The organism is Pontivivens nitratireducens, assembly GCF_014235845.1.
Taxonomy (GTDB): Bacteria; Pseudomonadota; Alphaproteobacteria; order Rhodobacterales; family Rhodobacteraceae; genus Pontivivens; species Pontivivens nitratireducens.
On sequence record NZ_JACJUQ010000006.1, the window covers coordinates 179,388 to 193,801 of the forward strand.

General features: G+C 63.0%; 14 protein-coding genes. 4 read left to right on the forward strand and 10 right to left on the reverse strand.

What is annotated here, in order from left to right; genetic code table 11:
• Positions 1–2: 2 nt before the first annotated feature.
• The gene (locus H1S03_RS09235) at positions 3–1,265 is read right to left on the reverse strand and encodes a M16 family metallopeptidase (RefSeq protein ID WP_185804173.1); all 1,263 of its coding nucleotides are present in this window, start codon (positions 1,263–1,265) and stop codon (positions 3–5) included.
• Complete coding sequence (gene thrC, locus H1S03_RS09240; RefSeq protein WP_185804174.1) at positions 1,262–2,644, reverse strand: threonine synthase; 1,383 nt, start codon at positions 2,642–2,644, stop codon at positions 1,262–1,264. Before thrC ends, H1S03_RS09235 begins: the two co-directional genes overlap by 4 nt.
• Before the next feature lie 186 nt (positions 2,645–2,830).
• Between thrC and H1S03_RS09245 the strand changes: the two genes are divergently transcribed.
• Positions 2,831–4,252, forward strand: coding sequence for an FAD-binding oxidoreductase (locus H1S03_RS09245; protein WP_185804175.1), 1,422 nt, complete (start codon positions 2,831–2,833; stop codon positions 4,250–4,252).
• A gap of 100 nt (positions 4,253–4,352) precedes the next feature.
• Here the strand turns inward: H1S03_RS09245 and H1S03_RS09250 are convergent, their stop codons facing one another.
• Positions 4,353–4,883 (reverse strand): adenine phosphoribosyltransferase, encoded by a 531-nt coding sequence (locus H1S03_RS09250; protein ID WP_166188094.1) that lies wholly within the window; start codon positions 4,881–4,883, stop codon positions 4,353–4,355.
• Positions 4,884–5,162: 279 nt separating this feature from the next.
• Here H1S03_RS09250 and H1S03_RS09255 point away from each other — a divergent pair, with 279 nt between their 5' ends.
• Complete coding sequence (locus H1S03_RS09255) at positions 5,163–5,330, forward strand: hypothetical protein (protein WP_166188090.1); 168 nt, start codon at positions 5,163–5,165, stop codon at positions 5,328–5,330.
• A 30-nt stretch (positions 5,331–5,360) separates the two neighbouring features.
• On the opposite strand, the gene H1S03_RS09260 is transcribed toward H1S03_RS09255, so the two are convergent.
• Together H1S03_RS09260 and H1S03_RS09265 are read right to left on the reverse strand one after the other, a co-directional pair.
• Positions 5,361–6,230, reverse strand: a complete 870-nt coding sequence (locus H1S03_RS09260) for an S-methyl-5'-thioadenosine phosphorylase (protein WP_185804176.1) — start codon at positions 6,228–6,230, stop codon at positions 5,361–5,363.
• Position 6,231: 1 nt separating this feature from the next.
• Positions 6,232–6,840 (reverse strand): flavin reductase family protein, encoded by a 609-nt coding sequence (locus H1S03_RS09265; protein WP_166188085.1) that lies wholly within the window; start codon positions 6,838–6,840, stop codon positions 6,232–6,234.
• Between the two features lie 143 nt (positions 6,841–6,983).
• Here H1S03_RS09265 and H1S03_RS09270 point away from each other — a divergent pair, with 143 nt between their 5' ends.
• Together H1S03_RS09270 and H1S03_RS09275 are read left to right on the forward strand one after the other, a co-directional pair.
• On the forward strand, positions 6,984–7,472 hold the full coding sequence (locus H1S03_RS09270; RefSeq protein ID WP_185804177.1) for a GNAT family N-acetyltransferase: 489 nt from the start codon (positions 6,984–6,986) through the stop codon (positions 7,470–7,472).
• A 123-nt stretch (positions 7,473–7,595) separates the two neighbouring features.
• The gene (locus H1S03_RS09275; protein ID WP_166188079.1) at positions 7,596–8,861 is read left to right on the forward strand and encodes a cation:proton antiporter; all 1,266 of its coding nucleotides are present in this window, start codon (positions 7,596–7,598) and stop codon (positions 8,859–8,861) included.
• A gap of 57 nt (positions 8,862–8,918) precedes the next feature.
• On the opposite strand, the gene H1S03_RS09280 is transcribed toward H1S03_RS09275, so the two are convergent.
• The 5 genes from H1S03_RS09280 to H1S03_RS09300 form a co-directional block, all read right to left on the reverse strand.
• Entirely contained in the window at positions 8,919–10,025 is a 1,107-nt protein-coding gene (locus H1S03_RS09280; protein ID WP_166188076.1) for a site-specific DNA-methyltransferase, read from the reverse strand.
• Between the two features lie 71 nt (positions 10,026–10,096).
• Complete coding sequence (rnhB, locus tag H1S03_RS09285; RefSeq protein WP_185804178.1) at positions 10,097–10,723, reverse strand: ribonuclease HII; 627 nt, start codon at positions 10,721–10,723, stop codon at positions 10,097–10,099.
• Positions 10,724–10,760: 37 nt separating this feature from the next.
• Complete coding sequence (locus H1S03_RS09290; RefSeq protein ID WP_185804179.1) at positions 10,761–11,846, reverse strand: PA0069 family radical SAM protein; 1,086 nt, start codon at positions 11,844–11,846, stop codon at positions 10,761–10,763.
• A gap of 150 nt (positions 11,847–11,996) precedes the next feature.
• Positions 11,997–13,103 (reverse strand): alkane 1-monooxygenase, encoded by a 1,107-nt coding sequence (locus H1S03_RS09295; RefSeq protein ID WP_185804180.1) that lies wholly within the window; start codon positions 13,101–13,103, stop codon positions 11,997–11,999.
• Positions 13,104–13,198: 95 nt separating this feature from the next.
• The gene (locus H1S03_RS09300; RefSeq protein ID WP_221892653.1) at positions 13,199–14,401 is read right to left on the reverse strand and encodes an MFS transporter; all 1,203 of its coding nucleotides are present in this window, start codon (positions 14,399–14,401) and stop codon (positions 13,199–13,201) included.
• Between the last annotated feature and the right edge of the window lie 13 nt (positions 14,402–14,414).

Below are 14,414 nucleotides of genomic sequence, written 5' to 3' on the forward strand. Positions count from 1 at the left end.
TGTCAGGCGACCAGACGTGCCGTCAGATCGCCAAGCGCGGGCGTCCTGTCCACGGGCCCGTACAGTGCCATCGCCGTCTGGCCCGACACGACCAGACGCGCAGCATGCGCCATCACGCTTTGCGCGGTTACCGCCTCGATCCGGGCGATGCTTTCGTCCAGCGACGGCACCCGGTCCCAGATCGCCAGCATACGCGCCATGCGTTCGGCCCGGGACGAGGGACTTTCCAGGCCCATCAACAACCCCGCCTTCATCTGCGCCTTGGCGCGGGCGATCTCGACCTCGCTCATGTCTTCGGTGCTGCGGCGGAATTCATCGATGGTCAGTTCGGCCAGCCCCTCGATCTCCTGACTGCTGGTGCCGGCATAGATCGTCAGCATTCCCGTATCGGCATAGGAGCCGGGCTGCGCGAAGATCGAGTAGCACAGGCCGCGTTTCTCCCGCGCCTCCTGAAACAGACGAGAGGACATGCCGCCGCCCAGCGTCATCGCATAGACCTGGCTGTCATAGATATCCTCGGCCCGGTAGCCGGAGCTTTCCAGCGCGAAGGTGAAGTGCGCCTGCTCCAGATCCTTGACCTTGCGCATCTCGCCCCCCTTGAACGCGGCGGGTGCCTCGGCGGGTTTCGGACGGCGGGTCAGATGGCCGAAGGCGTCCTCCGCCGCGCGCACGATGCGGTCGTGATCCACGCCCCCGGCAGCGGAGACGATGAGGTTTTCCGGCCCGTATTGCTGTGCCACGAACCGTTCAAAATCCGCGCGGCCAAAGGCCTTCACCCGCTCGCTGGGGCCAAGGATGGTCCGCCCGAAGGCCTGTTCGGGATACGCTGTTTCCTGCAACCAGTCGAAAATCACGTCATCCGGCGTGTCGTGCGATTGCCCGATCTCCTGCAGGATCACGCCGCGTTCCACCTCGATCTCCCTCGCGTCGAAGGCAGGGTTCAGCACGATGTCCGAGATCACGTCGAAGGCGAGGTCGCAATCCTCGGCCAGAACGCGGGCGTAATAGGCGGTCATCTCACGGCTGGTATAGGCGTTGATGTAACCGCCGACATCCTCGATCGCCTCGGCGATTTGCAGGGCGTTGCGCTTGGCCGTGCCCTTGAACGCCATGTGCTCCAGAAAATGCGCGATGCCGTTCTGATCGGCCGCCTCATGCCGACCGCCCGCCGTGACCCAGATGCCCAGGGTCGCGCTTTTCATGCTGGGCATGTGTTCCGTCACGACGCGAACCCCGTTGGGGAGCCGATGCAGTTGAACTGTCATAGAGTGCCTTCGATATGCTTTTCGAGCGCGGAAAGCTCACCCGGCAGCCGGGTCAGGCGCTCTGGCCGTTCATACAGGTCCGCCATCCGGGGTGGCAAGTCCGGGCGAATGCCGCAGGCCTGTTCCACCGCATCGGGAAACTTGGCGGCGTGAGCGGTGGCCAGCGTGACCATAGGGGCGCTCCCGTGCGCTTCCCGCGCGACCTTTGTACCGACGGCACAATGGGGACAGATGACGTGGCCGGTGGTTTCGGCCATCAGCCGGATTTCGGCGAGGGTTTCCTCCTCGCTCGCACGGCCACTGTCGAACTCGGCGCGCAGACGGTCCAGCGCGCCCTGGCTCAGCGTGAACTGGCCGTTCTCCTTCAACTCACCCATCAACTGGGCGATGGCACTGCCCTCACGGTCATACAGATCGAACAGCAGCCGCTCGAAATTCGACGACACCTGAATGTCCATCGACGGGCTGATCGAGGGGGCGACGCCCTCCTTCTCATGCGCGCCCGATTGCAGAGTGCGGTGCAGGATGTCGTTCTGGTTCGTGGCAATCACCAGCCGGTCGATGGGCAGGCCCATCCGCTTGGCGACGTAGCCGGCGAAGATATCTCCGAAATTGCCGGTCGGCACGGTAAAGCTGACCTTGCGTGCCGGTGCGCCCAGCGACACGGCGGCGGTGAAGAAGTATACCGCCTGCGCCAGCACCCGCGCCCAGTTGATCGAGTTCACGCCCGCCAGACGCACGCGGTCGCGGAATTCCAGATCGTTGAACATGTCCTTGACCAGCGCCTGACAGGTGTCGAAATCCCCATCCACGGCCAGCGCGTGCACGTTGTCCTCGACCGGGGTGGTCATCTGGCGGCGCTGCACCTCACTGACCCGCCCGTGCGGATACAGGATGAACACGTCCACCGAACTCAGCCCGCGAAATGCCTCGATCGCGGCGGAGCCGGTATCGCCCGAGGTCGCGCCGACGATGGTCACGCGCTGCCCGGATCGTTTCAGCGACGTCTCGAACATCTGCCCGATCAACTGCATCGCCACGTCCTTGAACGCCAGGGTCGGGCCGTGATGCAGCTCCAGCAACCAGTCGTTCGGCCCGGTCTGCACCATGGGGCAGCGGGCGGCGTGATCGAACCCGGCATAGGCGCGCTGGATGATTTCACGAAACTCCGCGTCGGAGAACGTCTCATCCACGAAGGGTTTCATGACGCGGAACGCGACTTCCTCATACGGCAATCCGGCCAGCGCGGCGATGTCATCCGCGCTCATCTGCGGCCATTCGGCCGGCACGTACAGTCCGCCATCACGGGCAAGTCCGGTCAGCATCGCTTCTTCGAAATTCAGCTCCGGTGCCTGTCCCCGTGTGGAAATATAGCGCATTGGATCGTTCCTCATCCTGACATTGCCCACAGGCTTATCGTTCCTGTCCCCTATGGAAAACAGCAAAAACACCGCTGAACGCCGTCTGTGCAGGTTCGCGCCACGGATTCGCCCGGTATCTGCGTGCAGGCGGGACGAAATCCGATAATGGGTGACAGGGGCGCGCGCAGTTTCTATCCCTGACGTATGAGCCTTATACCCGCCACCCCCGACTTTCTCGACCATCTGAAGGATGCGATTCCGGCCCTGCGCTGCGATCCCGCCAGCGCGGGCTGGCTGGAGGAGCCGCGCGGAAAATGGCAGGGGCAGGCGCTCGCCGTTTTGCGCCCCTCCTGCGTTGAGGAGGTGGCGAGCATCCTGCGCCTGTGCAACGAGGCGCGCGTCGGCATCATCCCCTATGGCGGCGGCACGGGTCTGGTCGGCGCGCAGGTGATCGAGGCGCCGGGCATCCTGCTGTTGTCGCTGGATCGGATGCACGCGATTCGCGACACCGCGCCCGAGGACAACATGATCGAGGTCGAGGCCGGCGTGACCCTGCAATCCGTGCAGGAGGCCGCCGCCGCCGCCGGGCGTCTGTTCCCGCTGTCCATCGCCTCCGAAGGCACGGCGCGGATCGGGGGTGTCCTTGCGACCAATGCGGGGGGGACGGGTGTGCTGCGCTACGGCAATACCCGCGATCTGGTTCTGGGGGTCGAGGCGGTTCTGGCCGACGGCACAATCATCCGTGACCTCAAGCGGTTGCGCAAGGACAACACCGGCTACGATCTGCGGCACCTGCTGATCGGATCCGAGGGGACGCTGGGTGTCATCACCGCCGCCAGCCTGCGTTTGTTTCCCCGTCCGGCGGAGCGGGCAACCGCTTTTCTGGCGGTCGAGGGTCCCGCCGATGCGCTGGCGCTGCTGCACGCGCTGCAATCACAACTGGGCGATGTGGTCACGGCGTTCGAGCTGATGCATCGGCAGGGCATGGATTTTCTGGACGAACACGGCTTCCAGATGCCCCACCCGCTGGAAACCCGTCCCGACTGGATGGTGCTGGTCGAGACGAGCGGCGCCTCCGGAACGGTCGCCGCGTTGGAGCAGGCGCTGGGCGCCGCGTTCGAGGAGGAGCGGATTTCCGACGCGGTTCTGGCCCAGTCCGATGCGCAGCGCGACGCGTTGTGGGCGATCCGCGAAACCATACCCGAGGGGAACCGCCTGACCGGGTCGATCATGTCACATGATATTTCCGTGCCACTGTCGCGGCTGGCGACCTTCGTTGAAAGGGCCGGCAAGGCCGTTCGTGCGGTCGCCCCGGATGTGCGGATCAACTGTTTCGGTCATGTCGGGGACGGCAATCTGCATTACAACGTCTTTCCCGCGCAGGGTCGGGCGCGTCAGGACTACGCCGCCCAGACCGAGGATATTCAGCGCGCGGTACATGATGTGACGCACGATCTGGGGGGATCGGTCAGTGCGGAGCATGGTGTGGGCAGGCTGAAGGTCGGCGATCTGGAGCGGTATTCCGACGCCGGCCGTTTGCGCACGCAACGCGCCGTGAAGGCCGCGCTGGACCCGAGAGGCATACTGAACCCGGGTGCGGTTTTGAGCGGTGCCCCTCTGGGGTAAGAAGGACACCGCTCACAGGCCAAGGCCAGGCAAGCAGCAATCCGGTATCCCGGATGCCAGAATGCATAGCCCTACGACGTTAAATGATCGTTAACAGCGTCTATTCACCGGTATAGCTGCACAGGCTGTGAACCTCGACGCCCATCGCCTCCAACCGGGCGCGGCCACCCAGATCGGGCAGATCTACGACAAAGGCGCATCCCGCGATCTTGCCGCCCATCCGTTCGATCAACTTGATCCCGGCCTCCGCCGTGCCGCCGGTGGCCAGCAGATCATCGACGATCAGGACGCTCTCACCGGGTTGGAACGAATCCGTGTGCATTTCCACCGTCGCGGTGCCGTATTCGAGGGTGTAGTCCTGCGATATCCGCTCATGCGGCAGTTTGCCTGCCTTGCGCACCGGGATGAACCCGACGCCCAGCTGGTGCGCCACCGCACCGCCCAGAATGAAGCCTCGCGCCTCCAGCCCCGCCACCCGGTCAATCGGCCGGCCTGCAAAGGGGTGGAGCAACATATCGACCGCCATGCGAAAGCCGCGCGCATCGTTGAAGAGGGTGGTCACGTCCCGAAACATGATCCCCTCGTGCGGGAAATCGGGGATCGTTCTGATGTAGTCGGAAATGGATTTCATCGGGGCCGCTTTCGATCTGTGGTTCAGATCGTTTTCGCGCAGCCCCCCATGTGACGCAAGAGCTTAGCGGAACCGATCACGAAACGACCGGTACAGGCTGCTGGGCAACCAGGGCAGGTGCGGTTTGTTCCAATCGCTGCGATCGCGCATGACGATCGCTTGTGCTGCTGCAATATTCATATAACTCATCCTTTGTGGGACACCCCGAATCGGGGCATGATGTTCTCTGCTATACAAAGTATATACATTCGATAGCCTTTCAAGCGCCGGGACCGCCTCGTGAACAAGAAAAACGACAAAAAGTCCGGAAAAAAGAGCAGTCAGCTCGTTATCCGGGTCGAAAAAGAAGATCGGGATCAATTCGTGAAACTGTGTGAGGAGCTGGACACATCCGCCGCGCGTGAGATCAGGCGCTTCATGCGCGAATTCGTCCAGCAGAACGGCTGACGCGGCGGTCGCGCGCGTCAGCCGGGATGTTTACAGCATCCGGCCGGCCACCGCATCCAGCTTCGCCACCAGGTCTGCGTCGCGATGCTCCGCGCGGGTCAGGATCGCGAATTCCAGCGCCTTGTCACAGCCATGCGGGCAATCGGCGCGATCGGCTCCCAGCAGACCGGGCAGTCGCGCGACCAGTCCGCGCGCCTTGTCCGCGTTGCCCGTCATCGTGGCGATGATTTTGGTCACATCGACCTCACCGTGATCGGGATGCCAGCTGTCGTAATCCGTAACCATCGCGATGGAGGCATAGCAAAGCTCCGCCTCACGGGCGAGCTTGGCCTCCGGCATGTTGGTCATGCCGATGACGTCCGCATTCCAGCTCTCGCGGTACATTTTCGATTCCGCCAGAGTCGAGAATTGTGGCCCCTCCATCGCCAGATAGGTGCCGCCTCGATGCACGCGAATGCCCTCGGCCTCCGCCGCGGCTTGCGCAGCGTCGGACAGGCGTGGGCAGGTGGGATGCGCGACGGACACATGGGCAACGCAACCGGGGCCGAAAAACGATTTCTCGCGCGCATAGGTCCGGTCGATGAATTGATCCACCACCACGAAATCACCCGGTGCCATTTCCTCGCGGAAGCTGCCGGTCGCGGACAGGCTGAACAGATCGGTCACCCCCAACCGCTTCATCGCGTCGATATTCGCGCGATAGGGCACGGAGGAAGGCGAGTGCACATGCCCGCGCCCGTGCCGCGGCAGAAACACCATCCGCACCCCGTTCAGCGTTCCGATAAAGAACTGATCCGACGGCGCGCCCCACGGCGTGTCCACGCTGACCCATTCGGCCCCTTCGAGGCCCGCAATCTCGTAGAGGCCGGAGCCGCCCATGATTCCGATCACAGTCTGCATTTCATTTCTCCTCCGGTCGGTTCAGGCTGAATTTCTCTCGCACGACCGAGTAATCGCGATAGCCCATGCGGGCCAGCGGATTGAAGGACAGGACATCGAAAATGCCGTCCTTCAGGCAATCGTCGCGCATATGAATACCCGTCACCTCACCCAGGATCATCAGGTTGCCCTTCCCCTCCAACGTCACGATCTGTGACAGTTTGCATTCCAGCGAGGCGGGTGCCTCGGCCACCCGCGAACAGGCGATGGTTTCGCACGGGGATTTGCCCAGCCCGGCCAAATCGAATTCATCCGTGTCCTTGTCCCACGCGCCGGAGGTGGTGTTCATCGCGTCGCGCAGTGCGTAGCTGACGATATTGACGCAGAACACTCCGGTTTCGCGGATATTTGCGACACTGTCCTTCGTGCCATCGCGGTCGGGTTTGATGCCGGTGGACGAAAACATCAGTTGCGGCGGCACGTAGGCCGTGGCGTTGAAAAAGGAATACGGTGCCAGATTCTCTCCGCCATCGGCCCCGCGCGTGGAAATCCAGCCGATGGGACGGGGTGTGACGATGGCGTTATACGGATTGTGGGGCAGGCCGTGGCCGTCTTCGGGGCGGTAGAACATGAACTCTCCGGGTGTTTGAGGGGCTTGGCGGTATGCGTCCACCGTGCTAGCCCATCGGAATGTAACCGAAAAGGAGCACAGGCCAAGGATGCGACGAGGACAGGCCCCATCACCCTGACCGCGACCCTCGATCCGGAGTCCCCATGACCCGCCTGCTGCCCGAACGCCCCCACGACACACCTGAGGTGGAATACCTCTACGATCTTGCCTTCGCGCCGGGGCGCACCGCCTTGTCCAGCTACCGCCTGCGGGCCGGTCCCCCGGTCGAGGGGTTGAGCTGGATGGTTCGCGACGATTACGACAGCTTGTCGGCGGCTATCCGGTACTGGCCGGTGCGCGCAGGCGACAGCCCGTGTCTGCTGCTTGGCCCCATCGCCGTGCACCCGACCCGGCAGGGTGAGGGGCTGGGCGGTCTGCTGATGCGCCACACGCTGGCGCTCGCGCCGGATCTGGGCTGGACGCGCGTGATCCTGGTCGGCGATCCACCATATTACACCCGGTTCGGGTTTCGCCGGGACCTCGCCACCGGGCTGGAATATCCACCGCCCACGAACCCCGATCGACTGCTTGCACTGGAGCTGGTGCCCGGCGCGATGGAAGGGGTGGCAGGCCCGGTCACCGCCGGGGCCTGATCCCTTTCACTTTCACGAAATATCCCCGCCGGAGGCATCCTTGACGCGCTGGCGCACAGGACGCTGGACCGCCGCACACCCGGCACGCTATGCCGAATGCAACGACAGCGGATGGAGCGGCGCATGGACATTATTCAAATCACATCGATCCTGATCGTTCTGGCGGGCCTGTTCGGAACCTTCAACTACCTCTACCTCAAATTGCCCGCCGCGATTGGCATCCTCGTGGTGTCGCTGGTGGCGTCGTTTCTGATCCTCGGTGTCGATCTAATGCTGCCAGATCTGGGGATCGGTGTGACCGTGCGCACGACCGTGACCGATATCCACTTCTCGGATGCATTGCTCGAAGGCATGTTGGGATTACTGCTGTTCGCGGGGGCGCTGCACGTGTCGCTTGACCAGTTGCGGGCGCAAGCTCTGCCGGTGCTGTTGATGGCCACGATTGGCGTGGCGTTGTCGACGGTAATCGCGGGCACGGCCTTTTCACTTGTGACCGGAATGCCGCTGCTGATCGCGCTGGTCTTCGGGGCGCTGATTTCACCGACGGACCCGGTCGCGGTGCTCGGCGTGCTGCGGCAGGCGAACCTGCGCGAATCTCTCGAAACCAAGATCGCGGGCGAAAGTCTGTTCAATGACGGGGTGGGCTACGTCGTCTACCTGATCCTTGTGGCGTTGGCATTTCCGGTGGCAGGGGGGCATGCCACGACGCTTTCCGACGCCGGTCTGCTGTTCGTGCAGGAGGCGATCGGCGGTGCGCTTCTGGGCGGTATTCTGGGATGGCTGACGTTTCAGTTGATGAAGCGGGTGGACGATTATTCGCTGGAGGTGCTGCTGACGCTGGGCCTCGCCTTCGGTGGGTATTCGCTCAGCCTGGCGCTGCACGTCTCGGCACCCATCATGGCGGTGGTGGCGGGATTGTTCATCGGCCATGTCGGCACGCGCTACGGCATGTCCAAGGTTACGCGGAGCTATGTGGACGGGTTCTGGAAGCTGGTGGACGAGATTTTGAACGCCGTCCTGTTCCTGCTGATCGGTGTGGAGGTGTTCGCCGTCGCCTTCTCCGCCGATATCCTGCTGGCTGGAACGGCGGCCATTGCCATAGCACTGGTCGCGCGGCTGGCGGCTGTCGCGGTGCCAGTGCTGATGCTCAGGCCATTCCGGCGTCAGGAAAGGGACGTGATCCCGGTGATGACCTGGGGCGGGTTGAAGGGCGGCATATCCATCGCACTGGCGCTGGCGCTGCCAGATGGGGAGTGGAAGCCGCTGATCCTGGGCGCCACCTATTGTGTTGTGATCTTCTCGATCATCGTACAGGGCCTGACCGTGGCCCCGCTGGCCCGGCGGCTGGCCGCATCGGCATGGATGCACCGGGACGAAGACGAGGTATAGGCTACCCGGTCGCGCCGATTCAGGGGCGCGACCGGAAGACCGGATTTATGCCGGGTTTTATGCCGGGGCCATCTCCGCCCGGATTTGCTGGCGCAGCACGTCGATGGGCGCCCACTCACCCTGCCGTTTATACGTCCAGTAGGTCCACCCGTTGCAGGACGGTGCGCCCTCCAGAACCGCGCCGACCTGATGGATCGAGCCCTTGGTGTCGAAGGCGACCAGCGTGCCGTCCGCCCGCACCTTCGCCTTGTGACGCCCGTTCAGGGACCGCAACTCCGCCCCGACCTTCAACAATCCACGCTCCACCAGCGTGCCGAAGGCAACGCGCGGTTCGGCCCGTTTCGATTGCGTGACCTGCAGGGCGTCGCGGTCATAGCGCTTGATCTCGGCCAGACGCTTTGTCGCGACCTTGCGATATGCGGCCTCACGCTCGATGCCGATGTAATGGCGGCCCAGACGTTTCGCCACAGCACCCGTGGTTCCGGTGCCGAAAAACGGGTCGAGCACCACATCCCCCGGCTTGGTTGAGGCGATCAGAACCCGGTGCAGCAAGCTTTCCGGCTTTTGCGTCGGATGTGCCTTGTCGCCGTTATCGTCCTTCAACCGCTCGCCGCCATTGCAGATCGGCAGCAGCCAGTCGGAGCGCATCTGCACCCCCTCGTTGAGCGATTTCAGAGCCTCGTAGTTGAAGGTATATTTGCCACCATCCGACTTCGCCGCCCAGATCATCGTCTCATGCGCGTTTGTCAGACGCTTGCCGCGAAAGTTCGGCATCGGGTTCGATTTGCGCCAGACGACGTCGTTGAGGATCCAGTAGCCCTGATCCTGCAGGGCCGCGCCGACGCGGAAGATATTGTGATACGATCCGATCACCCAGATCGCGCCGTTCGGTTTGAGGATACGTTTCGCCGCCGCCAGCCATTCACGTGTGAACCGATCATAGATCGCAAAGCTGTTGAACTGATCCCAGTGATCGTCCACCGCATCGACTTTGGAATTGTCGGGCCGGTGCAGATCACCCTTGAGCTGCAGGTTGTAGGGTGGATCCGCGAAGATCAGATCCACTGATTCCGCAGGCAGAGCGTTCATTCGTGCAACACAATCCCCCGCGAGAATGGTGTCGAGGGGGAGCTCATCGCTCGTCTGTTTTTGCCGGATCGCCATGTGCTGCTGCCCTTACATCTTGTTTTCTCCAAAATGCCGGGTGAGCGAATCGCTGTCAATTTTCAATCGAATCAACGTGTTGAATAATTTTGTTGAACCAATATCTTGTGTATGGGTGCGAACCCCCTACGATGATGTGGTGTTACGCCATAGCGTGACAGGCCATCGCGGTGGGCCTTTGTGCCGTAGCCCATGTTGGTTTCCCATGCGTAACCCGGAAACTGTTGCGCAAGGGCAACCATCTCCCTGTCCCGAGTCACCTTGGCGACGATCGACGCGGCCGCGATGGCCCGCGATTGCGCGTCACCCTTCACCACGGGCAGTCCCCGGCAGGGCAGATCACGCGGCAGCTTGTTGCCGTCGATCAGGGCAATCGCGGGGCAGGTTTTCAGGGCGCTGACCGCGCGTGACATCGCCACAAGTGACGCCTGAAGGATGTTCAACTCCTCGATTTCACGCAGGTCCGCGCGCCCGATGGCAACCTGGCAGGATGACATGATCGCATCGAAGAATGCGTTGCGCTGCCGCAAGCTGAGCGTCTTCGAATCTCGCAGCCCCTCAGGCGCATCGGGGCCGAGGATCACGGCGGCGGTGACGACAGGTCCGGCCCATGGGCCGCGACCAACCTCATCCACCCCGCAGACGGGGCCGAAATGCGCGAAACGCGCTTCGAATTCAGGATCGGGAAACACTGTCATGCCCCGACATACCGCAGCTATCCAGCGCAGAAAACCGTTAGAAAAGTGTAAACTGGTCGCCCTTGCGCGCGGGCAGTGCGAACCGCGAACAGTCGAGCGGGGCGAGGCGACGGCGGAGGTCATGCCGTTTCATCGCGGCCTCAACCCGCCGCGCGATCAGGTTGGCGTAGACGCCCTCACCCTTCATCCGTTTGCCCCAGTTGCTGTCGTAATCCTTGCCACCATGCATTTCGCGCACCTGCGCCATGATGCGATGGGCGCGGGCGGGGTAGTGTTCGTCCAGCCAGTCCCGAAACAGGGGGGAGACCTCACGCGGCAGACGCAGCGCCACGTAAGAGCACCATGTCGCGCCGGCCCGTGCGCCGGCTTCGATAATCTTCTCGATCTCATGATCGTTGAGCGCGGGAATGATCGGCGCCACCATGAAACCCGTGGGCACACCGGCGCGGGCCAATGCGCCGATGGCGCGCAGCCGTACCTGCGGCGCACTGGCCCGCGGCTCCATCCGTCGTGACAGATGCGGGTCCAGCGTGGTCAGCGACAGCGCGACCTTGGCCAATCCGCGCCGAGCCATGCGCCCCAGAATGTCCGTGTCCCGCGTGACCAAAGCGCCCTTTGTCACGATGGCGACCGGATGGTTGTAGGCATCCAGAACTTCGAGGATCCGCCGCATGATCTGGCGGTCCTTCTCGATCGGTTGATAAGGGTCCGTATTGGTGCCGATGGCAATGGTCGCGGGGATATAGCCCGGTTTTCTGAGTTCCTTTTCAAGAAGTTGCGCAGCATCCGGCTTGGCGAAAATACGGCTCTCGAAATCCAGCCCGGCGCTGAGGCCCAGATAGGTGTGTGTCGGTCGGGCAAAGCAATAGATGCAGCCGTGTTCGCACCCCTTGTAGGGGTTGATCGAGCGGTCGAACGGCACATCGGGGGACTGGTTCCGGGTCAGGATCCTGCGGGGGTGATCGTCGAGAACCTGCGTTTTTACAGCGGTTTGCTCCTGCGGCTCCCATCCATCATCGGCGCGGTGATGGCTCAACGCCTCGAACCGGCCGGTCAGGTTGCGCAGCGCACCGCGCCCACGGCGGGCCTGCTCTTCGATATCGTCCGTAAAGAGATCGTTCATACTTCGCCCTCACTTTGGAACAAAGTAGGAACAAACATCTGATTCGGGAAGGGGCAGCAGCTGTGCTCGGACGTAAAATGTGGCCCCAGATGGCGGGGGCTTCAGGTTTTTCCACGAGCGCGTGGCCGACGCATAGCGGCTTCGCGCCCATCATGTCGCCACCGGGTTGGAGGCAGCCTTGTAGGCGCTCCAATCCTGAATGTCGGGATAGAACTGACGCCGCCATGCGCGCACACGCGGGTTCATTACCCTGCGAAACAGCGGTGGGCAGGTGGCCAGCACGGTCATCACCGGATAGCCGAAGGGCAGTTGCGGGGCTTCACTCTCATCTCGCGCCTGCAGGAGGGGAAAGCGGCGGTTGGGTTTGTAGTGATGATCGGAATGGCGCTGCAGGTTGATCAGGAACCAGTTCGACACACGGTGGTTGGAGTTCCACGAATGATGCGGTTTGACATGCTCGTATTTTCCCTGCCCCAGATGACGACGGGTCAGACCATAATGCTCGATATAGTTCGTCGCCTCCAGATGTATGATCGCGACGATGACCTGTACGCAGAACAGCCCGATGCCGACCCACCCCCCGATTGCGAACGCCAGCAGCAGAAATGCCAGACTGGCGGCGGCGTAGCGATACATTGGGTTGCGGAGGTGATGCGCGGGCAGGCCCCTGCGCGCCAACATTGCCCCCTCCGCCCGCCAGGCGCTGATGACCTGCTGATACAGTACGCGGGAAAAAAAGCGGTGGAACCCCTCGTTATAGCGGGCCGTCACCGGATCGCGCGGTGTGGCGACGTAGCGGTGGTGGATCAGAATGTGCTCGGATCTGAAATGACCGTAGAGCACCATGGTCAGCAGAAACTCACCCATGCGCGGTTCCCAGCGGGTGCGCTGGTGGATCAGTTCATGCGCGAAATTGATGCCGATGGCCCCGGTCGCAATGCCGGTCACGACCATCAGTCCGATGGATTCGGCAGTGGACAGCGTGCCGTGCACCCCCCACCACAGCGCACCGAAGACCAGGACGAATTGCATCGGGGGCCAGACCCACGTGACCATCTTGTGCCAGAACAGGTGTCGCTCATGCACCGTCGGGTCGGCATTCGTGGTGTCCATCTCCAGCACGCTGTCCAGAACGGTGATCAGCCCCAAAGTGTAGAGAGTGACAGCCGCCAGCCACCATCCGCCCAGCCAACCGGCCAGCGCGATCAGCGGGAAGAGCGATAGCGACAGCCAGAATTGCAATGCGGGCGCGGGCATCGTGGGGTCCTCCGGTCTTTGGTCGAGTGTGCGGTGCATGGCCAGGTCCGGCAAGTCGCGACGCTGCCGGACGGGGCGAAATGACGCGGGGAATTTCACCGCGCTTCCAGCGGTAAGCGTCGTGCCGCGATGCCCAGCGCCAGCAGGGCGACGAGTCCGACCACCACATAGGCCACCAGAATTTGCCGGATATCCGTATGGCTCATCGTGTCGGCATCGTCGGCCAGGCCGGATGCCAGAAACAGTGAGCCCGCGAACAGCAACCGCCCGACCAGGCTTTGCAATGACAGATAGGTCGCCCGGGTCGCATCGCCGAGCAGCGGTTGGATACGCGCCAGAATGAACGGCCGCGACAGGCTGTCAGGCACCATACGCAGCAGCAGGAACGCGATCGCGATGGCCGAACCGGTCGCCGCCAGCACCCCCGCCAGCCCGATCTGCATCGCGAAGGCCAGCAGCAGGATCGTCGCCAGCCCGATGCGGCGGCGCAGGCGCAATGCGATCAATGAGGCTGCAACGGACACCAGCATCATGACGGAAGATACTGCGCCGCTGACCACCGGCGCCTCGGCTGCAAGGCCGGCGCGGTCCAAAGCCTCCAATATGAACGGCTGGCCGAAAACGAAGGGCAGGTGGCTGTAGCCGTACATCAGCACGCTCAGCACGAACAGCCAGATCAGGACCGGATGCACCAGCGCGGCGCGCAACGAGGCACTGCGCAGAACCTCCGGACCGGAGGGGAGCCTGCGCGACGGCTCCACCAATCGCAGGCAGAGCGCAAACATCGCCAGAAAGGCCAGACCCGCTGCCAGAAATGGCAGGGCGGGCCACCAAAGGCTCATCATGCCGCCGGTCACGGCGGACAGGGCGAGCGCGGTGAAGGTGAACCGCCATGCGCGAAGCTCCTGCGCCTCGACCTCCGCCGCGCGCCCCTGCGCGACAAGGCTTTCGTAAAGCAGTGCTGTATCGGTGCCCGATGCAAACGCCGCCGATGCGCCGAAGAACATTTGCGCCACCGCGAAGGCGGCAAAGCTGTCGCCCGTCACCAGCAACAGGCAGGCGATCAGTCCTGAAAGGGCTGAGACGAGCAGCGTGATCCGCCGCCCCAGCCGGTCGGACAGGTAGCCTGACGGCACCTCCAGCACCGTGGTTCCGATATCGTAGATCGCATAGAGGACGATGGCATCGGCTGCCGACAGCTCCGTCTGGAAAAACAGGAACCAGACCGCTTGCCAGAAGATCAGGTTCTGGCAGAACTTGATCCATGGGTAGAGGGTGATGTTGCGTGCGACGGACATGGGAATCCTCCTG

Excerpts from the sequence above, each read along its gene's own strand:
- H1S03_RS09235 (WP_185804173.1), bottom strand. The coding sequence starts at position 1,265 with ATGACAGTTCAACTGCATCGGCTCCCCAACGGGGTTCGCGTCGTGACG.
- H1S03_RS09250 (WP_166188094.1), bottom strand. The coding sequence starts at position 4,883 with ATGAAATCCATTTCCGACTACATCAGAACGATCCCCGATTTCCCGCAC.
- H1S03_RS09245 (WP_185804175.1), top strand. The coding sequence starts at position 2,831 with ATGAGCCTTATACCCGCCACCCCCGACTTTCTCGACCATCTGAAGGAT.
- H1S03_RS09290 (WP_185804179.1), bottom strand. The coding sequence starts at position 11,846 with ATGAACGATCTCTTTACGGACGATATCGAAGAGCAGGCCCGCCGTGGG.
- rnhB (WP_185804178.1), bottom strand. The coding sequence starts at position 10,723 with ATGACAGTGTTTCCCGATCCTGAATTCGAAGCGCGTTTCGCGCATTTC.
- H1S03_RS09265 (WP_166188085.1), bottom strand. The coding sequence starts at position 6,840 with ATGTTCTACCGCCCCGAAGACGGCCACGGCCTGCCCCACAATCCGTAT.
- H1S03_RS09300 (WP_221892653.1), bottom strand. The coding sequence starts at position 14,401 with ATGTCCGTCGCACGCAACATCACCCTCTACCCATGGATCAAGTTCTGC.
- thrC (WP_185804174.1), bottom strand. The coding sequence starts at position 2,644 with ATGCGCTATATTTCCACACGGGGACAGGCACCGGAGCTGAATTTCGAA.
- H1S03_RS09280 (WP_166188076.1), bottom strand. The coding sequence starts at position 10,025 with ATGGCGATCCGGCAAAAACAGACGAGCGATGAGCTCCCCCTCGACACC.
- H1S03_RS09260 (WP_185804176.1), bottom strand. The coding sequence starts at position 6,230 with ATGCAGACTGTGATCGGAATCATGGGCGGCTCCGGCCTCTACGAGATT.
- H1S03_RS09295 (WP_185804180.1), bottom strand. The coding sequence starts at position 13,103 with ATGCCCGCGCCCGCATTGCAATTCTGGCTGTCGCTATCGCTCTTCCCG.
- H1S03_RS09275 (WP_166188079.1), top strand. The coding sequence starts at position 7,596 with ATGGACATTATTCAAATCACATCGATCCTGATCGTTCTGGCGGGCCTG.
- H1S03_RS09270 (WP_185804177.1), top strand. The coding sequence starts at position 6,984 with ATGACCCGCCTGCTGCCCGAACGCCCCCACGACACACCTGAGGTGGAA.